Genomic DNA, 24731 nt, shown 5'->3' with positions numbered 1-24731 from the left:
CCGAAGGAACTATCCATGTCCGTTTTGATTAACAAGAACACCAAGGTGATCGTGCAGGGCTTCACCGGCCAGCAGGGCACCTTCCACGCCACTCAGATGATCGAGTACGGCACCCAGGTCGTCGGCGGCGTGACGCCGGGCAAGGGCGGCACCACGCATATCGACCTGCCGGTGTTCAACACCGTGGCCGATGCCGTGCAGAGCACTGGCGCCGATGCGTCGGTGATCTACGTGCCGCCGCCGTACGCGGCCGATGCGATCCTGGAAGCGGCCGCGGCCGGCATCAAGGTCATCGTCTGCATCACCGAAGGCATCCCGGTGCTGGACATGCTGCGCGTCAAGAACGTGCTGACCCGCTCGCATCCGGACACCGTGCTGATCGGGCCGAACTGCCCCGGCGTGATCACCCCGGGCGAGTGCAAGATCGGCATCATGCCGGGCCACATCCACAAGCCGGGCAAGATCGGCATCGTGTCGCGTTCGGGCACCCTGACCTATGAAGCGGTCAAGCAGACCACCGAAGTGGGCCTGGGCCAGAGCACCTGCATCGGTATCGGTGGCGACCCGATCAACGGCCTGAACTTCGTCGACTGCCTCAAGCTGTTCAACGAAGACCCGCAGACCGAAGGCATCATCATGGTCGGCGAAATCGGTGGCGACGCCGAGGAAGCCGGTGCCGAGTACATCAAGCAGTTCGTGAAGAAGCCGGTGGTCGGCTTCATCGCCGGTGCGTCGGCTCCGGCCGGCAAGCGCATGGGCCACGCCGGTGCGATCGCATCGGGCGGCAAGGGCACTGCCGAAGGCAAGTTCGCGGCGATGGAAGCTGCCGGCGTCAAGACCGTCCGTTCGCCGGGCGATCTGGGTGCGGCGATTGCTGCGCTGGTGAAGTAAGCACGCCGCGCGCGCAAGCGCGTAGCGTCGGAGAGGCCGCCTTTGGGCGGCCTTTTTTGTGGCTAGCCACTGTGGCCAGCGGTCTATGGCGAGTCATTTGTTGCAATGGCCGACGTGGCCATTGCCGTGGTCAATGGCTGGTGCCAGCGTCTTCGCCGGCCGCCGTTGCCTGTCGCGACTTGGCGGAGGATTCGATCGGCTTGCAGCGTTCGATTCAAAGCTCGTGCTGTTGCACATTGAGCTCAAGCAACAGATCCACGAACGCGCGCACCTTGGCCGGTCGAAAGCGCGTTGCCGGAAACACGGCGTGGATGCCGCCAGACGGCAACTGCCACTGCGGCAGCACATGCAGCAAGCGACCGGCAGCCAGATCGTCGGCGACCACATAATCGGGCAGCACCGAGATGCCTGCGCCCTGGCACACCGCTTCGCGCACGGCGAGGGTGGCGTCGAGAAAGATGCCCGGCTGCACGTCCACACTCTGCGGCGCATGCGTGGCGTGCGCGAATTGCCAGCGCTGGTGATCGCGCAAGGCAGTGTTCGCCACGAAGGGCAGGGTGGCGATGTCCTGCGGCGATGCGATTCGGGCCAGCTGCGCAGCCATCGCGGAAGGGGCGACCAGCAACTGCCGAAACGCGCCGATCTTGCGTGCCTGCAGGCTGCTTTCGGCCAGCCAGCCGACGCGGATCGCAAGTTCGATGTTGGCCGTCATCAGGTCCAGGGTCTGGTCGCTGAGGATCGCGTCGACCTTGCAGGCCGGATGGCGCCGGGTGAAGGCAGCGATCGCCGGCACCACCACGCGCACGCCGTAGTCCAGCGGAGCGGTGAGCCGGAGTAGGCCGGACGGTTCGGCGGTGGTGTCGGTGAGTGCGTCGAAGGCGTCGTCGGTATCGCGCAGGATGGCCGCGCAGCGCTGGTAGAACGCCTGCCCGAGTTCGGTGGTGCGCACCCTGCGGGTCGTGCGCACCAATAGCGAGGTGCGGCATTCGCGCTCCAGGCGGGCGACCTGCTGGCTCACCACCGCCTTGGTGATGCCCAGGCGCTCGGCGGCCGCCGTGAAGGAGCCGGTGTCCACCACTGCGACGAAATAGGCCAGGCGGCGCAGATTGCCCAGGCCGCCTGGTCCGGTCTCGCTTCGATTGTGTGTCTTTGGCATACGGTATGTTTATGGCGGATGGATTTAAGAGTCAACGGCGCGGGCCTAGGATGCATTCCTCGCCACCGGATACCGCTGCCATGTCCACCACCGTTCACTACATTTACGACCCGCTGTGCGGCTGGTGCTATGGCGCCAGCGCGGTGGTGTCGGCGTTGCAGGCGCGGGCCGATGTCGCGCTGCAATTGCTGCCAGCCGGCCTCTTTCTGGGCGCGGGCGCCAGGGCGATGGACGACACCTTCGCCGGCTACGCCTGGTCCAACGACCAACGCATTGCGCAGCTGACCGGCCAGGATTTCAGCGCCCAGTATCGGCAGCGCGTGCTCGGCGATCGTCAGCAACGTTTCGACAGCGGTCCGGCGACGTTGGCACTGACGGCGGTGGCGCGTGTCGCTCCGTCGCGCGAAGTGCAGGTGCTGGGGGCCATCCAGCGGGCGCGTTATGTCGAGGGCGACGATGTGACCGCGCTGGGCACGCTGGTGGGCCTGCTGCAATCGCTTGGGCTGGAGCAGGCCGCAAAGCAGATCGCCGCGCCGGATGCGCAGCTGCTGGCGCTGACACAGTCCCGCATCGACCAGGCGCTGGAGCTGTTGCAGGAATTCGATGTGCGCGGCGTGCCGACGCTGGTTGCGCAGTCGTCTGGCAAGCGGTGGTTGCTGGATGTTGGGGCGGGTTATGGGAACCCCGATGTCGTCCTGCGGCAGTTGGATGCCGGGCATTTTTAGGCGTCTGGGTGACTGGTTTCTCGCCATGGGGTTGGCTTTCTTGCAGCTGACCTTTCCCCACACACGTCTCCGGTGACTTGGCTTTCTTCCGCCGCATCCTCACCTCAACCATCGCCATCCTCGAAGGCCAAAACAATGCCAACCCGACGAGACGTCATCAAAACCCTGGCCGTTGCGAGTGTCGCAACCGCCTTCCCTGGAGCGAATACCGCCATGGCTGCACCGACCACACTGACGTATCAACATTTCCCCGCCGGCGAGCACGGTTTCTTCCGCGCGCCGGTGCTGATTTCCGGCGCGCGCGATGCGGTGCTGATCGATGGCGGCTTCACCCTGCCCGACGGCAAGGCGCTGGCCGAGGCGATCCGCGCCAGCGGCAAGACGCTGACCACCATCTGCATCAGCCAGAGCGACCCGGATTATTACTTCAGCCTGGCGCCGATCAAGGCTGCCTTCCCCAAGGCGCGCGTCGTCGCCGCCTCGGCCACCCTTGCGGCGATCAAGGGCAATGTCGAAAAGAAACTGGCCACCTGGGGCCCGCAGCTAAAGGAAAACGGCCCGCAGCGCCTGGCCGACATCGTGATGCCGGAGGCCTTCGATGGCCCTGCGCTCACACTGGAAGGCCAGGCGCTGGAGATCGTGGAGGCCGACGGTCTGGCCAATCGACGTTATGTCTGGGTGCCTGCGCTGAAGGCGATCTTCGGTGGCGTGCTGGTGTTCTCCGGCACGCATGTGTGGACCGCCGATACGCACGGCGCCGAAGGCCGTGCCGCCTGGCGCAAGACGCTGGAGCGCATGGCGGCGCGTTTGCCATCGGTGGTGGTGGCCGGCCATCTGCTGCCGGGCGCGCCCACCGATGCCTCGGCCATCGCCTACACGCGCGATTATCTGCTGGCGTTCGAGCAAGAGCTGGCCAGGCACAGCAACAGTGCCGACCTGATCAAGGCCATGACCGCGCGCTATCCCAATGCCGGCATGACGGTGGCATTGCAGATCGGCGCCAAGGTCGCCACCGGCGAGATGCAGTGGGGTTGATGCGATGACGACGCAGCCGGACATCATCCGCGCAGGCGCCGTGCATGCAGTGGACGCGTAACACCGAGGCGCGGCAGATCCCTGCACGCCGCTGCGCTTCTGGAATAATGCAGGCTTGGCGGCGACGCCGGTCTGCATCCCGGTCTGTTGCGGGATGCGGCGCAGCCACGCCTTCCCCGCTGCATTCGCATAGGCCTTCCAATGTCCCAGACGCTCCGCATCGCCATGGCGCAGTTCGACTTCCCGGTCGGCGCCGTGGCGCGCAATACCGATCGCATCATCGACTTCATCGCGGCAGCGCGCGACGAGTTCGATGCGGACATCGTGCTGTTTCCCGAGCTGGCGATCAGCGGCTACCCGCCGGAAGATCTGCTGCTGCGGCCCGGTTTTCTCGCCCATTGCCAGGAAGCGCTGGCCCGCATCGCCGCCAGTACGCGCGGCATCGTGGCGGTGGTCGGCTGGCCGCAGAGTGCCGGCAGTGTGGTCTATAACGCCGCCAGCGTGTTGCGCGACGGGCGTATCGAGGCCACGTATCGCAAGCGCGAACTGCCCAATTACGCAGTGTTCGACGAGCGCCGCTACTTCGACGTGGACCCGGATGGCGACAACTGCGTGGTCACGGTCAAGGGCGTGCAGGTGGGCGTGGTGATCTGCGAGGACCTGTGGTTTGCCGAGCCCTTGGCCAGGACCGTGCAGGCCGGCGCCGAGCTGGTGCTGGTGCCCAATGCCTCGCCCTACGAGCGCGGCAAGCACGCCCAGCGCGATGCCCTGCTCGCCGAGCGCACCCGTGAGAGCGGGGCGGCGATTGCCTACCTCAACGTGGTCGGCGGCCAGGACGCGCTGGTGTTCGACGGCGCATCGGTGGTGGCCGATGGCGATGGCACCGTGCATCCGGCCGCTGCCGCCTTCGTCGATCAGTGGCTGGTGGTGGACTACGCCGCCGGCGAGCGCAGTTTCACCCCGGTGGTGTGGGTGGACGATGGCGACGAGAGCATGGATGCGCTGGCCTGGCGCGCCGTGGTGCGCGGGCTGCAGGACTATTGCCGCAAGAACGGCTTTACCAAGGTCTGGCTGGGCCTGTCCGGCGGCATCGATTCGGCGCTGGTGCTGGCGATGGCGGTCGATGCGCTGGGCGGCGACAACGTCACCGCGGTGCGGCTGCCGTCGCGCTACACCGCCAACCTGTCTAACGATCTGGCCGACGAGCAATGCCGCGCGCTGGGCGTCAAGCTGGAAACCATCGCGATCGAGCCGGCGTTCGAAGGCCTGCTCGCCGCGCTGGGGCCGATGTTCGAAGGCACCCAGCCGGACATCACCGAAGAGAACCTGCAGTCGCGCAGCCGCGGGGTGATCCTGATGGCGCTGTCCAACAAGTTCGGCGGGCTGCTGCTGACCACCGGCAACAAGAGCGAGTACGCGGTGGGGTACGCCACCATCTACGGCGACATGTGCGGCGGCTATGCCCCGCTCAAGGACCTGTACAAGACCGAAGTGTTCGGCCTCGCCAAGTGGCGCAATACCGTGGGCGGGGCGCCGGTGATACCGCCGGCCGTGATTTCGCGCCCGCCCTCGGCCGAGTTGCGCGACAACCAGACCGACCAGGATTCGCTGCCGCCGTACGATGTGCTGGACGGGATCCTGTACCGCTACGTCGACCAGGAGCAGTCGCGCGATGACATCGTCGCGGCCGGCTATGCCGCCGACACGGTCGAGCACGTGCTGCGGCTGGTGCGGCTCAACGAATGGAAGCGCCACCAGGCCGCGCCCGGGCCCAAGGTGTCGCGGCGCGCGTTCGGCCGCGAGCGGCGTTACCCGATCACCAATGGCTACTCCGGCCAGTAGCCCGAACGGCTATTGCGGTCGGTCGTCCGGCGCACCAGCCACCGCTGCGGTGGCCGGTGTTTGGGCGAAGCGGGTGAGCAGGTCCAGGGTCGGCTTGGGCCGGGTCAGGTCGTACATCAGGCCGAAATGGCCTTCGGCGCCCTGGATGGTGGTCTGGTCCAGCAATTCGTAGACGTTCACCTCGGACACCACGTCGGCATAGTTGTCGCGCACGTTGCGCAGCAACTGCGCCAGGCTGTCGTAGCAGCCGCGGTCGCCTTCTGCACCGCCGGTGGTGTTGCCGGTGTAGATCTCCGCACAGTTGAGCTCGTTGAAAAATACCGGGGTCTTGTAGGTCTGCGCTGCCGTGCGCAACTGGCCCAGGTACAACGCGCTCCAGTAGCCGGCATCCTGGTGGAAGGCGTAGTAGTGGAAGCTGATGTGGTCGAAATTGAAGCCGGCCGCCTTGGCCTTGGCCAGGAACCACAGCGAGCCATTGCGGTCGCCGGGGCAGCGTGCGTTGGCGCTGCGGTCGTCGCTGTTGCAGGCGGTGATATTGATGGTGAAGCGCAGGCCGGCGCCCAGTTCGTTGGAGGCCTGGCGCATGCCCAGGTACATCGTGGTCATTGCCGCGATGCGCGCATCGGCCTCGGCGCGCACCAGATCCTGTTCGTTGCCGATTTCCCAGACCTTGATGTCGGCCGCATAGCGGCGTGCCAGCTGGTAGCCGATCTCGCGCGACATCGGGTAGACCATCGGGCGCAGCGTGATGCCGTACTTGCGCGCCAGCGGGACCAGCGCATCCAGCGTTGCGTAGTCACGCGGGTCCACATCGAAGCGGTAGCTGCGCAGATTGCGTGCGGCCAGCAGCTGGAAGCGGGCCTCGGCCTGGGCCATGGAATAGCCGGGGCGATTGTCGTGGGCGTTGACGCCGTAGACGATCGGCGCCGCAGTGGCGGTGGTGGTCATCGCCGCCAGCAACAGGGCGAGCAGGAACGGGACGATGCAGCGGGACATGCGGCCTCCTGGGCGGGCGCCAGCGGGGAGTCGGAGCTTCTTCAGGGCCGAGTATAGGCAGCGCACAGGCGCGGTTCGGTGACCTGGTGCCGGGTCTGGCGAGGTGCCTGCAGCTGTCGCAGGCAGGCGCGCCCCGCGTTGCGCGAGAGGGTAGGACGCGGGCGCGGAATGCGGGATGGTCGATCTTCCGGTCGATCAGGCGTCACTGTCGCCAGGCATCGCGAGTGCTGCGGCAACCGGCGCGCCGTCACCGCCGCAGGCGCGTTACCGCAATAAAAAGGGGCCTTGCGGCCCCTTCTCATCACACCGGCGACTGATGTCTCAGTCGCGGCTCATCTGTGCGTTGCGCTGGCCGGTGGCGGCGGACTTCTCGCCGGCGAACGGGTTGAGCTTGCGGATGGCCCAGGGATACTTCGGCCAGTCGCCGGTCAGCCACGGGTGCTGCGGGCTGTTGAGCTCCAGCACGCGGCGTGCGTCGGCGGCCAGGGTCTTGTTGCCCAGGTGGGTGTAGGCCTCGGCCAGCACCGCGACCGCGTCGTATTGATAGGCACTCTGCGGATAGGTTTCCAGCAGGTAGTTGGCACGACCGGCCGCCGAGACCCAGGCATTGCGTCGCAGGTAGTACAGCGCGTTGTCCAGTTCATGCTGGGCGAACACATCGCGCAGCTCGATCATGCGCTTGCGCGCATCCGGCGCGTAGCGGCTGTTGGGGTAGCGGTCGGTGACGGTGTTGAAGTCGTTGTAGGCCTGCTGCGGCGAGGACAGGTCGCGACGGCTCGGATCCAGCGACCACACGCGGCGCAGGAACACCGTGTCGCGGTTGCTGTTGGCCAGCCCGCGCAGGTAGTACAGATACGAGATGTTGCGATGGGTCGGGTAGGTCCGGATGAAACGGTCGACGCTGGAGACGGTGTCGTCGTGCTTGCCGGCCTTGTACTGGGCATAGGCGGTTTCGATCATCGCCTGCTCGGTGTACGGGCCGTACGGGTACTGGGCGATCAGGCGCTTGTAGCTGGCTTCGGCGCCGGCCCAGTTGCCTTTCTCCATCAGGCCGTGGCCCTTGCCGTAGAGCTGCTCGACCGGCATGCCCTCATCGGGATTCTTGTCCTTGGCGCCGCGGTGGCAGCCGGTGACGACGAACGCCATGACCAGCATGAGGGCAATCAGGCGCGCAGGCGCGGAAAACGTGGACCGTCGGATCATGGGTCTGGGCAGGACGCATCAGGAAAACGAGAGCGCGATGATAGCCTAGTGGCCTGTCCGGCGACTGACTCCCGCCGCCCGGACCGCCAAATTCCCGCTTTTGCCTGAGTGCCCGTGTCCATGTCCGACCCATCTGCCGACCCCCTCGACCCGTCCATCCGCCAGGCCATCGTGCCCGACAACGCCGCTGGACGCCGTTTCGACGCGGTGCTGGCCGAGCTGTTCCCCGAATTCTCGCGCTCGCGCTTGTCGGAGTGGATCAAGTCCGGCGATGCGCTGCTGAACGGGGAAATGGCGCGCCCGCGCGACACCTTGCGCGGCGGCGAGAGCGTACAGGTGCAGGTGGTGCTGGAAACCCAGACCCACGCCGCGCCGCAGGACATCCCGCTGAGCGTGCTGTACGAAGACGACCAGGTGCTGGTGATCGATAAGCCGGCCGGGCTGGTGGTGCACCCGGGCGCGGGCAATCCGGACGGTACCCTGGTCAACGCCTTGCTGTTCCGCGACCCGGCGCTGGCGGCGGTGCCGCGCGCCGGCGTGGTGCACCGGCTGGACAAGGACACCAGCGGCGTAATGGTGGTGGCGCGTACCGTGCAGGCGCAGACCGCGCTGGTGGAACAGCTGTCCGCACGCGATGTGCATCGCCAGTACCTGGCGGTGGTGGTCGGCGCGCTGGTCTCCGGCGGCACCGCCAACGCGCCGATCGACCGCCATCCGCGCGATCGGCTGAAGATGGCGGTGCGCGACGATGGCCGCGATGCGGTCACCCATTACCGCCTGCGCGAGCGCTTCCGCGCACACACCGCGCTGGAATGCCGGCTGGAAACCGGGCGCACCCACCAGATCCGCGTGCACATGGCGCATCTGAAGTCGCCGATCGTCGGCGACCCGCTGTACGGCGGCGCGCTCAAGCTGCCCAAGGGCGCCACCGACGAACTGGTGCACGAGCTGCGCACCTTCAAGCGTCAGGCGCTGCATGCCGAAACCCTGGAATTCCTGCACCCGGTCAGCGGCGAGCCGGTGCGCGCCAGCGCGCCGGTGCCGGCCGATCTGCAGCGGCTGATGACGGCCCTGCGCGAAGACAGCGCACGCGCCGCCGAGCTGGCACGCCGCTGACGTGGCCGCTGCCGCGCCCTTCGTGCTGCCGGCCGACTGGCCGGCGCCACCACGCATCCATGCGCTGACCACGCTGCGTCACGGCCTGGGCGGCTCGCTGGCGCCGTTCGACACGCTCAACCTCGGCAACCGCCACAGTGCCGATGGCGACACGCCGGAGCAGGTGGAGCGCAACCGGGCGCTGCTGGTCGAGGCGCTGGCACTGCCCGGTACCCCGCAGTGGCTGCGTCAGGTGCATGGGGTGGAGGTGCTGCGTGTCGACGCGCCCGTGCTCGCGCCCGGCGAACAGCCGCCTGCAGCGGGCACTGTCGCGCCAGGCGCGCAGGAACCGGTCGCCGATGCAGCGGTGACCGCCGTGCCCGGCGTGGTGCTGGCGATCCTCACCGCCGATTGCCTGCCGGTCGTGCTCGCCGCTGCCGATGGCAGCGAAGTGGCCGCCGCGCATGCAGGCTGGCGCGGCCTGGCCGACGGCATGCTGGAGCGCAGCGTGGCGGCGATGCGCACGCCGCCGCAGCAGGTGTTGGCATGGTTGGGGCCGGCAGCGGGGCCGCAGGCCTATGAAATCGGTGAAGACGTGTTCAACGCCTTCGTCGCGCACGATGCGCAGGCGCAATGCGCGTTTGTTGCGACCCGCCCGGGGCATTGGCGGGTGGACTTGTATGCATTGGCGCGTCAGCGCCTGCAGCATGCCGGTGTGCCGGCCAGCGCCATCCATGGCGGCGGGCTGTGCACCATCTCCGAGCCGCAACGTTTCTTCTCGCATCGTCGCGACCGTCGCAGCGGACGCATGGCCACGTTGGCCTGGATCGCGCCCTGAGCACGCCGTTGTTTGCGCAGGTGTTGGGGCAGGACGCGTTCGCGCAGCTGCCTGCGCCGGTGCGCGCGCTGCATTCGGTGCAGCAGCGGCAGACCTTCGCCGGCCGGGCAAGGATTCAACGCGGCACCCATGCGCTGGTCCCGTTACTGGCGCTGCTGAGCCGCTTGCCGCGCAGTGGCGAGGTGGAGGTCGAAGTGGAGTTTCTTGCCGACGCGACGGGCGAGCGCTGGCATCGGCGGTTTGCTGGTCTGCCGATGCATTCGCGCCTGTGGCGCGAGGGCACGCGCCTGCGCGAACATCTGGGCGCAGTGCGGTTCGAATTCGCGCTGCGCGCCGACGCGCAGTCGCTGTACTGGCAGGCCACGCGGGTGTGGGCATTGGGCTGGATCCGGTTGCCTGCGCGCTGGTTCGAGCAGGTGCGTTGCCGCGAACATGCCGACGCCGGGCGTTACGGATTCCTGGTCGACGTGCACTTGCCGCTGGTCGGCCCGTTCATTCGCTACGAGGGCTGGCTTGAACCGCGTTGATCCACCGCTCGCTGACGTGTCTCAGCTGGAGTCGTCTCGGTTGAAGCCTGCTCACTCGAAGCCGTCGCGCGTGGAGCCGCCCGGCCGTCAGCCAGGTGCTGTGCCCGCGACCATCGTGTTCGATGGCGTGTGCCTGCTGTGCAATGGCTGGGTCAGGTTCCTGCTGCGTCACGATCGACGCGGGCGTTATCGCTTTGCCGCAATGCAGGGGCAGGCCGGACGTGCGCTGTTGCAGCGCCATGGGCTGGATCCGGACGACCCGTTGTCGTTTCTGCTGGTGGATGACCGCGGTGCGTGGACCGACAGCGACGCGATCGTGCGGGTGCTGGCCGGGTTGGGCGGCTTCTGGCGGCTGGCCACGGTGTTGCGCGTGGTGCCGCGTCGCGCGCGCGACATCGGCTATCGCCTGATCGCACGCCATCGCTACCGCTGGTTCGGTCGCAGCGAGCATTGCATGCTGCCGACACCGGAGCAGCGCGAGCGGTTTCTCGACTAGCGTAGGAGCGCACCTGGGCGCGATGGGCGTTATCGATAAAGCTCCGTCGCGCCCGGGTGCGCTCCTACGACAGCGCGCTGATTTCTATGGTGGCTGGATGATTTGGAGTGTTGCTCGGCCGCGTGCGTTGGAGTTGGTTTAGTGAACGGGCATGCCTGTTTTGTGTAGGAGCGCACCTGGGCGCGATGGGGGCGTTATCGGGAAAGCTTCATCGCGCCCAGGTGCGCTCCTACAGTGATTCCGTGAGGGCGGCTTACGCGGCTGCGTTTTTGAAGCTTGCGGGCGTAGCTTTCGGGTTGCCGCCGTGCGCAGGATGCAGGCGGAAGATCGACACCGCATCGGCCAGCTCCACGGCCTGTTCTTCCAGACTGCGCGCGGCGGCGGTGGCTTCTTCCACCAGCGCGGCGTTGCGTTGGGTGACTTCGTCCAGTTGCGCGACGGTGCGGTTGACCTGTTCGATGCCGCTGGATTGCTCGGCGCTGGCGGCGGTGATCTCGCTCATGATGTCGGTGACGTGTTTGACCGAGCCGACGATCTCGCGCATGGTCGCGCCGGCGCGGTGCACCAGGCCCGAACCCAGTTCGACCTTGTCGGTGGAATCGGCGATCAGCGTCTTGATCTCCTTGGCCGCATCGGCCGAGCGCCGCGCCAGCGCGCGCACTTCCGAGGCGACCACCGCAAAGCCGCGGCCCTGTTCGCCGGCGCGTGCGGCTTCCACCGCGGCGTTGAGCGCCAGGATATTGGTCTGGAAGGCGATGCCGTCGATGACGCCGATGATCTCGCCGATCTTGCGCGAGGCGGTGCTGATCTGGCCCATGGTGGACACCACATCGTCCATCACCTGGCCGCCGTTCTGCGCGACTTCGCCGGTGCCCACCACCAGTCGATTGGCCTGCAGCGCGCTGTCGGCGTTCTGCTTCACGGTGGAGGTGAGTTCCTCCATGGAGCTGGCGGTTTCTTCCAGATTGGCGGCCTGTTGCTCGGTGCGCTCGGACAGGTCGGTGTTGCCGGCGGCGATTTCCACCGCCGCGCGGCGGATCGTGTCCGATGCGATCTGGATGCCGCCGATGATCTCGGTCAGCCGGGTCACGGTCTGGTTGGTGTCGTCGCGCAGGCGCGCAAAGATGCCGTGCGCATCGCCATCCACGCGTTGGGTGAGGTCGCCTTCGGCCAGTGCGCCGATCACCCGCGCCAACGCGGCCAGGTGGGTTTCCACCGAGTCGTAGATGCGGTTGATGCCTTGCGCCAGCGACAGCAGCACGCCGTCCATGCCGTCGATCTGCATGCGCCGGCTGAAATCGCCGGCCGCGGCGGCATCAATGATCTGGATCAGCGCCTGCTCGGCGTTGACCTGCGCGGTGACGTCCATCCACTGCGCGATGGTGCCCAGCTTGCTGCCGTCGGCGGCGATGATCGGGCTGTAGACGAAGTCGATCTGGCGGCCGAAGAACGGCGCGCGCACCGCCTTGGAGGCGGTCAGCGCACGCATGCGGTCGATCGCGGCCTGGCTGTCGGGATAGATGTCGCCGATGCTGCCGCCGACGAAGCCTTCGGCATGGAAGCTGGGGCGGAAGCTCTGCACATCCGGCTCGATCAGCTTGAGCATCGCCAGCAGTTTGCGGTTGGCGAACAGCACCTGGCCGTCGTCGTCGGCGATGCGGATCATGGTGTCCAGATCGTCCAGCGCCTTGATCACGAACTGGCCGTGGCGCAGGCCCTGTTCCATCACATCGATGCGGATGGCCAGCTTGTCCTGGGTCGCCTGCAGGGCGTGCAGCAACGGCGCGAGTTCGCCGGAGGCGCTGCGCAGATCCAGACGCTGGAAGCGCCCTTCACCGATGGCCGTCACCGTGCCGATCGCCTGTTGCAGTTGCGCCAGACCGCGACGGCGCGCCCACCACCACAGCCCGGCACTTGCCGCGCCCAACACCAGCAGCGCCGGTAGCAAGCGGCCCAGCCCGGCCCAGATGCCGCCGGGCAGCAGCGTGGCGGCGTAGAGCGTCAGCAAGCCCAGAAGCCCGATCTGTGCAGCGGCAGGCAGCCATGCGGCCGTGCTGGCACGCGCAAGGTTCCGGCCGGAAGGCGGGCGGGAGACGGCGGTGGCATCGGGTGAGGGCGACATAGGCTGAGTCCAACTGAGTGATTCGGAGTGGGGAGCGGCGTCCTGCGCTGCATGGGCTGCTATGGGGTATCGGCGGCCGAGCCCGAATCATGACGGCGTGAAATCACCGTTCGTCGGAATCTGCCGACCAGACCCCCGAAAACACCGATGTAGTTGATTTGGAAGCGGTTTCAGTGCGGCCCGATGCACTGCGGAACCGTGATTTGCAACCGGATACCGGTCTTACAATTGTAAATTTCACGTGAAATATCGGCGGGCTCCGTAAACACTTCGTAGACCTCGACGCCACCCAGTCCGATCGCATGCACGCGACCAAGACTGGCCAGCGGCGCCATCAGTGCGAGGCCACGAACACGCATCGAAGAGCCGGGAATCGGGAATCGAGCGCACCATCAATCCAGCCCAACCTCGAAAGACGGCGGAAAGCGCTTTTCCCATTCCCGAATCCCGATTCCCGATTCCCCAAAAAAAAAACCGGCCATCTCACGATGACCGGTCTATCGATACCCAACTAGCTGACGCTACACCGGCTTACTTCGCCGGCTTGGCGCCCGCGTCGTCGGGCAGCGCCCAGGCGATCACGCTGTCGCCCGACTTGGTTTCCATGCGGTCGTGCCCACCCACGGCGGCCACGATGTACTGCTTGCCGTCGATGGTGTAGCTCAGCGGGGCGGCCTGCGGGCCGGCCGGCACGCGGGTCTCCCAGACCTGCTTGCCGGTGCGGGTGTCGAAGCCGCGCATGAAGTCGTCCAGGGTCGCGCCGATGAAGGTCACGCCGCCGGCGGTGGCCAGCGAGCCGCTGTTGTTGGGCGTGCCGATCTCGAACTTGGTCTTGGACGGGATACCCATCGGACCCTGATCGTAACCGGTGCCCAGCGGACGCCGCCAGATCACCTGCTGGGTGCGCAGGTCCACGCCGGAGATGTAGCCCCACGGCGGTGCCACGCACGGCGTGTTGAGCGGCGACATCCACGGCTCCTTGCGGGCGCCGTAGGCCAGGCCCTTCTGCGCCATGTAGCCCGGCGTCTTGCTCTTGCCGTCGAACACCGACACCACGCCCAGCTCATTCATCTTTTCGCGGGTGTAGACCTGCAGGGTGTAGGGCAGGCGATTGCTGTTCATCACCATGATGCCGCGCTGCAGATCGACCGAGACGCCGCCCCAGTTGATGCCACCGTGGTTGCCGGTGAAGGCCAGCGAGCCCTGCAGGGTCGGCGGGGTGAACATGCCTTCGTAGCGCAGCTGCTTGAACTGGATGCGGCAGGCCAGCTGGTCGAACGGGGTCATGCCCCAGGCGTCGGATTCGACGATGGTTTCGTACTCGCGGCTCGGTGCGCCCACGGTATTGGGCATGCCCGGCGAGATCGGCTGGGTGGCCGCGGTCCAGTCGCCATGATCGGTGCCCTGCGGCACGGCGATCTGCTTGACCGGCATGAGCGGGGCACCGGTGGCGCGGTCCAGCACGAACACCTGGCCGGACTTGGTGGCCTGGATCACCGCAGGACGGGTAGCGCCGCCGGCGACCGGCCAATCGACCAGGTTCGGTTGCGGGCCGATGTCGTAATCCCACAGATCGTGGTTGACGGTGCGGAAGTGCCAACGCTCCTTGCCGGTGGCCGCATCCACGGCAACCAGCGAGGCGGTGTATTCCTCATCCTGCGGGGTACGGCCCTGGCCGAAGAAATCGCCCGAGGCATTGCCGGTCGGCAGATAGACCAGGCCCAGCTCGTCGTCGGCGGCCATCAGCGACCACACGTTCGGGGTGGAACGGGTATAGGTCTGCCCGGCCGGCGGCTCGGCGGTGATCGCCGGGTTGCCCAGGTCCCAAGCCCAACGCAGCTGGCCGGTGAGCGCATCGAAGCCGCGCACCACGCCCGACGGCGCATCGCCTTCCTGGCCGTCGCGCACCTGGCCGGTGGGCTGGATCACCACGCCGCGCATCACCACCGGCGGCGAGGTCGGGCCGACAAAGCCCGGCTTGGTGTTGCCGGTGCCGGCATTGAGATCGACAAAGCCGTTGTTGCCGAAGCTGGTGCACAGCTTGCCGGTCTGCGCGTCCAGCGCGCCGAGGCGGCCATCGACCATCGGCCAGAAGATCCGCGTCGGGCACTCGGCGGTGCCTTGCGGCGCCTGGTAGTACGACACGCCGCGGCAGGTGGTGGCGGCAACGCCGGCCATCGCCTTGGGGTTGGTCTGCGGGTCGAAGCGCCAGCGCTCCTTGCCGTTGGTCGCTTCCACCGCGATCACCTTCTGGGTCGGGGTGCAGATGTAGAGCAGGTCGCCGACCTTGAGCGGGGTGTTCTGGAAGGCGTAGCCCAGCTTGGAGCCGGCCGGCTTCAGATCGCCGGTATGGAATTCCCAGGCCACCTTCAGGTTCTTGGCGTTCTCCGGGGTGATCTGCGCACCGGGGGTGTAGTGGTTGGACAGGTTGGAGCCGGCGTACGAGGTCCAGTTGCTGGCATCGTGATTGGCCGCGACGTTACCGTCCGGGCTGGGCACGTTGGCGCGGCTGAACGGCGTCGCGTTCTCGGCCGGCAGCTTGGAGGCATCGGCCAGTTCGACATTGCGCGGCACCAGCAGCGGCCACAGGATCAGCGTCGCGCCCAGGATCGGCAGCACGCCGGTCACCAGCACATAGCCCAGTCCCGACAGCGGCTGCATGCGGCGACGGGCCACGCCCCAGAACGGCAGCAGCACCAGACCCAGCACCGACATCCAGGCCAGACGCGGGACCAGGCCCCAGCCATCCAGGCCCACTTCCCACAGCGCCCAGGCGATGGTGGCCGCCAGCGTGGCGCCAAACAGCCACAGACCGGCACGCTTGCCCAGCGCCAGCAACACGCCGGCCAGGAACAGGCCGATGCCCGCCAGCAGGTAATACCAGGAGCCACCGACGGCGACCAGGCGGCCGCCCTCGTAGGCAAGCACCGCACCGAGCACGGCGATCACCACGGCATAGACCACCAGCAACCAGGTGCCTAGTCCACGTTTTGAGGATTGATCAGTCATTTTGAGATGTCAGGAAGGACCCAGGCACCGGCAGGCGGTGGCGAGTCGTGGAGGGAGCAAGATCACAGGCTGGCAAAGGGCGGCCTTGGATCCAACAAAAACGTCCTAAAGCAGAACGTCCGGATATGAACGCGCAGCCCCTCCCAGGGTCCTCAGCGCTACTCATGCAGATATTTTAGACCGCAATGACGCTTGTGTCCGTGACGGAATGAGAACCAACGTTCCAGGCCATGCGGTTGAGGCGCTGGAATTACTCAAATTCGATGCGGCTGAAGATTGCTGTGGGTGTCAGGCGGTGTTGGGTGCATTCGCATGTGGCGACAAATGCAGGATCCTGCAGTAGTTCTATTGAGTTATTGACTCAAACGGTGAGGCGGGGATTTGGCATTCGGGAGTTGGGATTCGTAGAAGCTGGACTTTGCGCTTCGGACATTTCCCCTTGTACGTGCACGTCCACTTGTATGTACACGCGTACTCTTATCCGCCCTTCGGGCACCTTCTCCCGAGGGGAGAAGGGGGGGCGCTGCCGGTGCGCAGCGCTTCTGTTTGCCAACAGCATGGTGCTGACAGCTTGCGGAAACCTGATTCAGATATCTGCAAGTGCCTGCAGGTAGCGCTGGCGCCAGTGATTGATGTTGTTCTTGCGCAGATGATCCATCATCGCGCTCCAGCGTTCGATACGGGTTGCCAGCGGCATGCTTGCCGCAGTGGCGATCGCGTCGGCCACGCCGTCCAGATCGTGCGGATTGACCAGCAGTGCCTCTTTCATTTCGTCCGCTGCACCGGCCAGCAACGACAGCACCAAGACACCGGGATTCTGCGGATCCTGCGCCGCGACGAATTCCTTGGCGACCAGGTTCATGCCATCGCGCAGTGGCGTGACCAGGCCGACCGATGCCGCACGATAGAAACCGGTCAACGTCGCATGGCTGAAGTTTTGATTGACGTAGCGCAGCGGCGTCCAATCCGGCTCGGCATGTCCACCGTTGATGTGGCCGGCGATCTGTTCCAGCTGCCCGCGCAACTGGCGGTACTCGTTGACGTCGCCGCGCGATACCGGCGCAATCTGTAGATAGGTCAGGCTGCCGGATTGGTCCGGATAACGCTCCAGATAGCGCTCGAAGCCCTGGAAGCGTTCCGGCAGGCCCTTGGAATAATCCAGCCGGTCCACGCCGATCGCCAGTTGCCGGCCGCGCAGGCTTTCGCGCAGGTCGCGCACCGCCTGCTTGCCGACCGAGGCCTTTGCCTGGTTGGCGATCAGGTCGGTATCGATCCCGATCGGGAACGCCGCAGCACTGAAGCGACGCCCGCCGGGTCCTTCGACGATGTCGCCTTCGAGAATGCGGCCACCGCCGAACAGGCGCACATAGGCCTTGAATCGCTCGGCATCGCGCTGGGTCTGGAAGCCGACCAGGTCGTACGCATAGAACGTGCTGAACAAGCGCGCGTGATCCGGCATCGCCTGCATCAGGTCGGCCGAGGGCATCGGCACGTGCAGGAAGAAGCCCATCTTGCAGCCCACACCCAGCTCGCGCAGCATCGCGCCCAGCGGAATCATGTGGTAATCGTGGATCCACAGCGTGTCGCTGTCCTTCAACAACGGCGCCAGCTTCTCGGCGAACAGCCGGTTGACGCGCATATAGCCTTCGCGGGTGGCGCGGTCGTAATCGACCAGGTCCAGGCGGAAGTGCAGCAGCGGCCACAGCGTGCGATTGGCGAACCCGTTGTAGTACGAATCGATGTCGCGCTTGTTGAGGTCCATGGTGACGAACTTGATGTCGCCCTCGGTCTGTTCGTGCATGCCGCCGCTGTCGCCGCGGACGGTCTTGCCGCTCCAGCCGAACCACACACCGCCGCGCTCCTTGAGTGCAGCCAACAGACCAACCGCCAGCCCGCCGGCGCGGTTTTCGCCGGGCACTGCAACGCGGTTGGATACCACCACCAAACGACTCATGACGCCTCCTGCCAGCTCCGCGACAAGCGCATCGCTGCGATGATCAAGCCCACATGCGAATAGGTCTGGGGGAAATTCCCCCAGGCTTCGCCGTCTTCAAACGATAGATCCTCCGACAGCAAGCCGAGGTGATTGCGGCGCGAGAGGATACGCTCGAACAATTCACGCGCTTCCTCCTTGCGACCGATCGCGGCCAGCGCGTCGATGTACCAGAACGTGCAGATGGTGAAGCTGGTTTCCGGCTCACCGAAGTCATCCGGTGCAATGTAGCGATACAGCGCATCGCCATGCTTGAGCACGAGTCCAACCGCTTCGACCGTGCGCACGAAGCGGCTGTCGTCGTTGGCGACGATGCCGATATCGGCCAGCAGCAACAGCGATGCGTCCAGGCGATGACCGCCCAGCGTATCGGTGAAATGGCCGCGCTCTTCGCTCCAGGCCTCGCCCAGCACGCGTTCGCGGATGGTGTCGGCGCGCTCGCGCCAGTACACGCTGCGCTCGGGCAGCACCAGCCGGTCGGCGATCTTGGAGAGGCGATCGCAGGCGGCCCAACACATCGCAGCGGTGTAGGTATGCACTTCGGCGCGGCCGCGGAATTCCCACAGGCCGGCATCGGGCACGTTGTGCAGCGCAAAGGCGCGCTCGCCCAGCGGCTCGAGGCGGCGGAAGGTGTCCGCATCGCCCTGGTCCTTCAGGCGCAGATCGAAGAACAGCTGGGTGGAGGCCAGCACCACGCTGCCGTAGACATCGTGCTGCTGCTGGATCCAGGCCAGGTTGCCGCGGCGTACCGGGCCCATGCCGCGGTAGCCGTCCATCGTTTCGACTTCGTGCTCTTCCAGCTGCGATTCAAAACCGATGCCATACAGCGGCTGCATGGTGCCGTCGGCGGTGGCGATATTGAAGATGTAGCCGATGAACTGCTCCATCGTGCGGGTGGCGCCCAGGCGATTCAGCGCACGCACCACGAACGCGGCATCGCGCAGCCAGCAATAGCGGTAATCCCAGTTGCGCGGGGTGTTGGGCGCTTCCGGGATCGAGGTGGTCATCGCCGCGATGATGGCGCCGCTGTCTTCGTACTGGCACAGCTTGAGCGTGATCGCGCTGCGGATCACCGCTTCCTGCCAGTCGAGCGGAATCGACAGGTAGCGCACCCATTCGCGCCAGTATTCTTCGGTGCGTTCCTGCGCTTCCTGCACGTAGCCGGTGAGCGAACGGGTCAGCGATTCGTCCACGCCCAGCACCAGGTTGACCGGGTGGCTGAGCACGAACGGCAGGCCGTCGCGGACGAAGCGCACCGGCACATCCGTGGTCAGGCGCAGGGTGAATTCGGGCAGCACCCAGCGGATGTGATTGCTGCCCCAGGTGGTTTCCGGGCTGCGCCCGCCCCAGTCGGCCAGAGGGCGTGCGCGCACGATGATGCGTGGGTTGCCTGCGAGCGGGCGGATCTGCCGGATGATGCTGACGGGCCGATAGAAACGCCCGTTATTGCGCCAGCGCGGTGCGAAGTCGATGACTTCCACTTCGCCGCCGTGGTGGTCGCGCAACACGGTGCGCAGCACTGCGGTGTTGGGCAGGTAGTGTTGCTCGCTGCTGGCGAAGTCCTCCAGCTCCACCGCAAAGTCGCCGCCTTCGCGCTTGGGCGAGAGCAGCGAACAGAACGCCGGGTCGCCGTCGAAGGCCGGCAGGCAACTCCACACCACGCGTGCCTGCCGATCGACCAATGCCCCAAAGCTGCAGTTGCCGATGACGCCCAGATCCAGGTTTGGCTCGATCATGGAGTGCGAACGATCCTTTTGAAGAAAAGAGGGGAAGGCGCGCCGCGCTTAGGCCTGGCGCGCGTTGCGTTGCAGCCACGCATGCACGTCGGCGGTGCCGTTGACGCGGAAGCGCGCGCTGGTCTGGGAGCGATCGCCGACCAGCACGCTCCAGCCGCCGAGGCGATTGGCTGCTTCGAAACCGAATTCGTCGGTGAGGTCGTCGCCGACGAACACCGGCGTGCGGCCGGCAAATGCGCCCTGCTGCATCAGCTGTTCGACCGCCAGCCCCTTGTTGCTGCCTTCGGGGACGAATTCGACCACGTGGTCGCCCGGTTGCAGGCGGTACCCGGAAAGCTGGGCGATTTCCTGCTGCGCAAAGGCGAGCACGTCGGGGCCGGCCAGCGGCCGTGCGCGCCAATGCAGGGCGACGCTGACGCCCTTGTCTTCGACCAGCACGCCGGGATGCCGGTGCGTGAGTGCGGCGGCCCGCTGATGCAGGCCATGCAGCCACTCGGAGGTGTCCTGCGGCATCGCCGCGCGTGCGGCAATGTCGCTGCGCAGTTCGTGTCCGTGCAGGCCGGCGGCCGGAAGCAGCAACGGCGCGAACAAGGCGTCCAGCTGCGACAGCGGTCGGCCGCTGACCAGCGCCACGGCGCCCTGCAGGCGGTCGCTTAGCTGCCCGATGGCCGCGCGGACCTCGGGCAGGAGCCGTACAGCCTCGGGGCTGTCGGCAAAGTCGATGAGGGTACCGTCCACGTCCAGAAACAATGCGCAGGCATCGTCCAGCAATGGCGGCGACGGAAGGGGGGAGTGCACGTCTGCCATCGCGCTAGTGTGCGCAAGGCGATGTGATATTCAGGTTATGCAACAGCGGGGAGTGGGAATTCGGGGTGGGGATTGGCGATGCGCCGCCCTTGCCAATCCCGAATCCCCAATCCACCCATCCCGGCGTCAGAACGAGTAGCGCACCCGCCCATACCAATACGCGCCGTTGCTGCCGATCGGCGAGAGCACGTCGTACGGCAGGTTGCCGAAGTAGGCGATGTCGTCGATGGAGCGGTCCGAGTAGTTGTCGAGAATGTTCTGGCCGCCGATCGCCAGCGTCCACTGCGTGCCCAGGTGGTACTCGGCTTCCAGGTCCAGCTGCCATTCCGCGCCATAGGTCTGGCGTGGCACGAAACCGCCGCCGAAGTCGAACACGCGCGTGGCGCTGCCGTAGCGATTGACCCGGGTCTGCAGGTTCCAGTGTTCGTTGTTCCAGTTGGCGGCCAGCGCGGCGCGCGTGCGTGGTGCGGCATCGGTGAGCGTGTTGCTCTCCTCGACACCGAACAGCACGTAGTCCGGGTCCAGCGCGAGCAGCTGCGCCGGGGTGCCGATGACGTTCTTCAACTCGGTCTTGGCGTAGCTGTAGGTGCCGGTCAGCAGCAGGTCGCCGCCGAAGGCGTACTGGCGCCAGTTGCCGACCAGCTCGGCGCCGCAGGTGCGGGTGTCGGCGGCGTTGAGGAAATAGCTGGCGCTCTGCACGCCGGCGACGGCGAAGTTCTGCTGCACGAAGTCGGTCAGCGTGGTGCCGGTGATGTCTTCGGACAGCGCGATGCGGTCGTCGATATCGATCTGGAAGAAGTCCAGCGACAGGTCGAAGTGATCGCCCAGCTGGCTGGTGAAGCCCAGGCTGTAATTGAGCGATTTTTCCGGCTTCAGGTCGGTGGCACCGAGCGCGCGTGCGATCGGGTTGTTGACCGACAGCAGGCGGCCCTGGGTCAGGCGGCCGGCGGCGTCATAGCCGGTGGACGTGGCTTCGTAGCCGATCTGGCTGAGCGAGGGCGCACGCACGTTGTTGGAGACCGCACCGCGCAGCGCGAACGCCGGGGCGAAGGCATAGCGCGCGGCCAGCTTGCCGGTCCACTGGCTGCCGAAATCCTGGTAATGCTCGTAACGGCCGGCCAGGTCGGTGGAGAACTTGTCGCCGAACTGGCTGGACACGTTGGCATAGGCGCTGGCCACGTTGCGCGACAGGTCGGCCTCGTCCTGCGGGGTCAGGCCGCCGCCGGCCTGCGAGCCGGTGGGGCGATCGGTGAACGGGCCGGCCGCATAGCTGGCCGGGTCGCCGGCATGGGTGCGGTATTGCTCGCGGCGGAACTCGGCACCGGTGCCGAAGGTGTGGGTGGCGCCGGCCGCATCGAACACGCGGGTCAGATCCAGATTGCCCACGGTCTGCGCAAAGGCGAAATCGCCGGTCTTGAAGCGGGTGGTGCTGCCCGGGCCGAGCGAGGCGTTGAGCGAGTTGCGCAGCCTGTAGGTGAAGTCGTTGCGGCCGTAGTTGACGCTGGCGTCGTAGTCCCAGCTGCCGAGCTGCCCACGTGCGCCGGCGACGACCTGCAGGTCGCGGTTCTCGCCTTCGGAAATCGGGCGGTAGCCGTTGGGATAGATCTCACGCCAGTTGGCGCTGCCATCCGGGTAACGGAAGTAATTGGCGCCTTCGGTGTCGCGCTGGTTGTAAGTGCCGAAGGCGTAGAACTCGCCGGTGGCACTGAAGGGCACCTTGGTGTTGAGCCAGGCATTCAGGCCCTTGGTGGCGCCATCCCCGAGCACGTAATTGCGCTTGCCGGCCAGCGCCAGGTTGGCTGGGGTCTGCTCCTCGAACGACGGAATCTGGTCGAAGCCGGCGCGGTTGGTCGCCTCGCGATTCTTCAGCTCCAGGCCGACCTTGAAGAAGCCGCCGTCATCGCCGAGCAGGCTGCCGACCTTGGCGCTGGCGTAGCTGGTCTGGCCATCGGTGACGCGGCGATTGATCGGCTCCACGTCGGTGTTGTAGGCGCCGAAGCTGGCTTCCAGCTCGCCACGCTCCGGGTTGTCGTCCAGGATCACGTTGATCACGCCGGCGATCGCGTCCGAGCCGTACTGCGCGCCGGCACCGTCGCGCAGCACTTCGATGCGCTTGATCGCATTGATCGGGATGGAATTGAAATCCACCGGCGTGGTGCCCTTGCCGATCTTGCTGTCGGTATTGACCAGCGCCGAGGTGTGGCGGCGCTTGCCGTTGACCAGCACCAGCACCTGGTCGGGCGAGAGCCCACGCAGCTGCGCGGCGCGGATATGGTCGGCACCACCGGAGTTGGACTGGCGCGGGAAGTTGAACGAGGGCAGCAGCGCCTGCAGCGCGCTGCCCAGCTCGCCGTTGACCACGCCGGCCTTGCGGATGTCCTCGGCGGTGAGCACGTCCACCGGCACGGTCGATTCCAGCACGGTGCGGTCGCTGGCGCGGGTGCCGGTGACGATCACGGTGTCCAGCGTGGTGGCGCCGGGGGCGGCCTGCTGGGCCTGGGCGTTGGCGCTCAACACGGCGGCCACGGCCAGGCCGATAGCCGAAAGGGTGGGGCGGGTCATCTCTCTCTCTCCTGCGACAGCAACTGCGAACGCGCCGCGCGGACGGCATCCGGCCGGGCAGGGGCGCAAAGGGGTTCGGATCGTCCACATTCATCCGGATGGAGAGATATTATCGCGTTGTTCAGGCGCGTGCGAGATGGCACAGTGGGCGCACGCCGGCATCAGCTGATGCCGGCCCTGCATGAGCCCGCCCCCGATCCGTCGTAAACGTACCCGTTGTGGAGAAGTCGATGAAGTTGCTGCCGTCCTGCCTGCTTGCCGCCATGCTGGTGCTGTCCGCCTGCGCCACCACCCCCGGCGGCGCGCCGGGTTCGACCACTGCCAGCCTGCAGGGCGATGCGGCGCGGCCGGCGGCGGCGCGCGGCTGGGTGCGCAGCGAGCTGTACTTCGGCGTGGGCGAGGAAACCGGCCCGGCCGATCGCCCGCAGACCCGTACCATCGACGAAACCCAATGGCGGGCGTTTCTGGACAAGGAAGTGACCCCGCGCTTTCCCGATGGCCTGACCGTGTTCGACGCCTATGGCCAGTGGCTGTTCCGCGGTGCCAAGGAGCCGAACCGGCTGGGCACCAAGGTGCTGGTGATCCTGCACGAGGACACCCCGCAGCGGCGCAACGACATCGAGGCGATCCGCCTGGCCTGGAAGCAGGCCACCGGCCACCAGTCGGTGCTGTGGTCGCAGCAGGCGGTGGAGGTGTCGTTCTGAGTCTGGCGACCATGCGGCTTGAACATCTGCACCGACTGCGCGTGAGCGCTGCACGCACGCTGCTGTTCGCCGCACTGGGCGGGCTGTCGTTTGCGTGCTTTGCGCGCGACACCAGCGTGCAGGTGACGCTGGACGCAAACACGCAGGCGACCGCCACACTGGTCGGCGCACGCCTGCATGTGGTGTTGGGCCCGGGCGGCAAGGAGCAATGGTTCGACGCGAACCTGGACGAGGGCGAAGGCGGCGCCGGTGTGGACAGCGACGACTACAACTTCGACGGACATCCGGATCTTGCGGTGTCGGCGATGCTCGGCCAGGTCAACGAAGCGGTGCTGGTCTTTGTGTTCGATCCGGCGCAACGGCGCTTTCGTGCGCTGACCGCGCCCACGCGCCCGGCAGTGCAGTGCGAAGGCTTCTTCAATCTAACGCCCGACAAGCAGCAGCGCAGCTTGACCAGCTCCTGCCGCAGCGGGCCGATGTGGTACGCCGATGTGTATCGCTACGCGGCAGATGGGCGGTTGTATGTGGCCAGGACGCAGCAGCCGATTGCCTCGCCCGACATCCAGACCTTGCTGGATCCAGGCACCGGCGATGGCATGCCACTCTCGGTGTGGCCCAGTTACGACGCGCGCGGGGCGAAGCTTTCAAGCGAGATCGGCACCACCCTGGACGCGCCGATGCCGGTGCAACTGCGCGTGCAGGTTGCGCGTCTGCCGCTATACGCCACCCCTACCGCGACCGGCACCAAGCGCTATCTGGTGCAAGGCGATCGGGCCGACGCGCTGGATGTCAGCGCCGATGCCACGCGCGTGCAGGTACGCTATCGCAGTGCCGGCCGTGGCGACATCGTCGGCTGGATCGAGGTTGCTGCGGCGATGAAGTAGGGCTGTTGCCGCCACGTAGCCGCCTGGCATGGAACAGGCCGGCGCAATCGCGGCGACACGCTCTGATCCACCGCGCCGCTGTCGCACGTGCGGAGCAGCGGCTACCATCG

20 protein-coding genes are annotated in these 24731 nt (G+C 66.6%); 10 read left to right on the top strand and 10 right to left on the bottom strand.

From position 1 onward, the window contains the following. Positions 1-15: 15 nt before the first annotated feature. Entirely contained in the window at positions 16-891 is an 876-nt protein-coding gene (gene sucD, locus ABQY74_RS15330; protein WP_011038208.1) for a succinate--CoA ligase subunit alpha, read from the top strand. Between the two features lie 214 nt (positions 892-1105). On the opposite strand, the gene ABQY74_RS15325 is transcribed toward sucD, so the two are convergent. Beyond that, the gene (locus tag ABQY74_RS15325; RefSeq protein ID WP_104544482.1) at positions 1106-2047 is read right to left on the bottom strand and encodes a LysR family transcriptional regulator; all 942 of its coding nucleotides are present in this window, start codon (positions 2045-2047) and stop codon (positions 1106-1108) included. Positions 2048-2127: 80 nt separating this feature from the next. On the opposite strand from ABQY74_RS15325, the gene ABQY74_RS15320 reads away from it, so the two are divergent. From ABQY74_RS15320 to ABQY74_RS15310, 3 genes are all read left to right on the top strand, one after another. Beyond that, on the top strand, positions 2128-2772 hold the full coding sequence (locus ABQY74_RS15320; RefSeq protein WP_349792113.1) for a DsbA family protein: 645 nt from the start codon (positions 2128-2130) through the stop codon (positions 2770-2772). A gap of 213 nt (positions 2773-2985) precedes the next feature. Further along, the gene (locus tag ABQY74_RS15315) at positions 2986-3807 is read left to right on the top strand and encodes an MBL fold metallo-hydrolase (RefSeq protein ID WP_349792111.1); all 822 of its coding nucleotides are present in this window, start codon (positions 2986-2988) and stop codon (positions 3805-3807) included. A gap of 201 nt (positions 3808-4008) precedes the next feature. Next, positions 4009-5649 (top strand): NAD+ synthase, encoded by a 1641-nt coding sequence (locus tag ABQY74_RS15310; protein WP_039519390.1) that lies wholly within the window; start codon positions 4009-4011, stop codon positions 5647-5649. A 9-nt stretch (positions 5650-5658) separates the two neighbouring features. On the opposite strand, the gene ABQY74_RS15305 is transcribed toward ABQY74_RS15310, so the two are convergent. After that, positions 5659-6645 carry a hypothetical protein gene (locus tag ABQY74_RS15305; protein ID WP_166768959.1) on the bottom strand — a complete coding sequence of 329 codons (987 nt, stop codon included), beginning with the start codon at positions 6643-6645 and terminating at the stop codon, positions 5659-5661. 321 nt (positions 6646-6966) lie between these two features. Then, a complete protein-coding gene (locus ABQY74_RS15300) occupies positions 6967-7848 on the bottom strand; it encodes an outer membrane protein assembly factor BamD (protein ID WP_024939405.1) in 882 nt (293 codons plus the stop codon). Between the two features lie 120 nt (positions 7849-7968). Between ABQY74_RS15300 and rluD the strand changes: the two genes are divergently transcribed. The 4 genes from rluD (at position 7969) to ABQY74_RS15280 (ending at position 10804) form a co-directional block, all read left to right on the top strand. Beyond that, positions 7969-8964: a 23S rRNA pseudouridine(1911/1915/1917) synthase RluD gene (rluD, locus tag ABQY74_RS15295; RefSeq protein ID WP_054592204.1), complete on the top strand. Its 996-nt coding sequence runs from the start codon at positions 7969-7971 to the stop codon at positions 8962-8964. Between the two features lies 1 nt (position 8965). Continuing rightward, the gene (gene pgeF, locus ABQY74_RS15290) at positions 8966-9781 is read left to right on the top strand and encodes a peptidoglycan editing factor PgeF (RefSeq protein WP_166773729.1); all 816 of its coding nucleotides are present in this window, start codon (positions 8966-8968) and stop codon (positions 9779-9781) included. 20 nt (positions 9782-9801) lie between these two features. After that, positions 9802-10308 carry a DUF4166 domain-containing protein gene (locus tag ABQY74_RS15285; RefSeq protein WP_104601281.1) on the top strand — a complete coding sequence of 169 codons (507 nt, stop codon included), beginning with the start codon at positions 9802-9804 and terminating at the stop codon, positions 10306-10308. A gap of 70 nt (positions 10309-10378) precedes the next feature. Beyond that, positions 10379-10804, top strand: a complete 426-nt coding sequence (locus tag ABQY74_RS15280) for a thiol-disulfide oxidoreductase DCC family protein (protein ID WP_184229856.1) — start codon at positions 10379-10381, stop codon at positions 10802-10804. Between the two features lie 253 nt (positions 10805-11057). Here ABQY74_RS15280 and ABQY74_RS15275 read toward each other — a convergent pair whose 3' ends face one another. The 7 genes from ABQY74_RS15275 to ABQY74_RS15245 form a co-directional block, all read right to left on the bottom strand. Continuing rightward, a complete protein-coding gene (locus ABQY74_RS15275; RefSeq protein WP_349792108.1) occupies positions 11058-12926 on the bottom strand; it encodes a methyl-accepting chemotaxis protein in 1869 nt (622 codons plus the stop codon). 170 nt (positions 12927-13096) lie between these two features. Next, complete coding sequence (locus tag ABQY74_RS15270; protein WP_372469915.1) at positions 13097-13285, bottom strand: hypothetical protein; 189 nt, start codon at positions 13283-13285, stop codon at positions 13097-13099. Positions 13286-13457: 172 nt separating this feature from the next. Then, positions 13458-15896 carry a glucose/quinate/shikimate family membrane-bound PQQ-dependent dehydrogenase gene (locus tag ABQY74_RS15265; RefSeq protein ID WP_349792275.1) on the bottom strand — a complete coding sequence of 813 codons (2439 nt, stop codon included), beginning with the start codon at positions 15894-15896 and terminating at the stop codon, positions 13458-13460. A 625-nt stretch (positions 15897-16521) separates the two neighbouring features. Beyond that, positions 16522-17889 (bottom strand): alpha,alpha-trehalose-phosphate synthase (UDP-forming), encoded by a 1368-nt coding sequence (gene otsA, locus ABQY74_RS15260; protein ID WP_047127075.1) that lies wholly within the window; start codon positions 17887-17889, stop codon positions 16522-16524. Continuing rightward, a complete protein-coding gene (locus ABQY74_RS15255; RefSeq protein WP_349792106.1) occupies positions 17886-19664 on the bottom strand; it encodes a glycoside hydrolase family 15 protein in 1779 nt (592 codons plus the stop codon). The genes otsA and ABQY74_RS15255 overlap by 4 nt, the downstream gene beginning before the upstream one ends. A gap of 48 nt (positions 19665-19712) precedes the next feature. Next, positions 19713-20471 (bottom strand): trehalose-phosphatase, encoded by a 759-nt coding sequence (gene otsB, locus ABQY74_RS15250; RefSeq protein WP_349792104.1) that lies wholly within the window; start codon positions 20469-20471, stop codon positions 19713-19715. A 126-nt stretch (positions 20472-20597) separates the two neighbouring features. Beyond that, complete coding sequence (locus ABQY74_RS15245; RefSeq protein ID WP_349792102.1) at positions 20598-23033, bottom strand: TonB-dependent receptor; 2436 nt, start codon at positions 23031-23033, stop codon at positions 20598-20600. A gap of 230 nt (positions 23034-23263) precedes the next feature. Between ABQY74_RS15245 and ABQY74_RS15240 the strand changes: the two genes are divergently transcribed. Together ABQY74_RS15240 and ABQY74_RS15235 are read left to right on the top strand one after the other, a co-directional pair. Beyond that, positions 23264-23737 (top strand): DUF3574 domain-containing protein, encoded by a 474-nt coding sequence (locus ABQY74_RS15240; protein WP_349792100.1) that lies wholly within the window; start codon positions 23264-23266, stop codon positions 23735-23737. Next, complete coding sequence (locus tag ABQY74_RS15235) at positions 23704-24621, top strand: hypothetical protein (protein ID WP_372469914.1); 918 nt, start codon at positions 23704-23706, stop codon at positions 24619-24621. The genes ABQY74_RS15240 and ABQY74_RS15235 overlap by 34 nt, the downstream gene beginning before the upstream one ends. Positions 24622-24731 lie beyond the last annotated feature (110 nt).

The sequence above is a fragment of the Xanthomonas sp. WHRI 7064 genome (assembly GCF_040202355.2).
GTDB lineage: Bacteria > Pseudomonadota > Gammaproteobacteria > Xanthomonadales > Xanthomonadaceae > Xanthomonas > Xanthomonas arboricola.
This window is presented reverse-complemented; position numbering and strand designations above follow the sequence as displayed.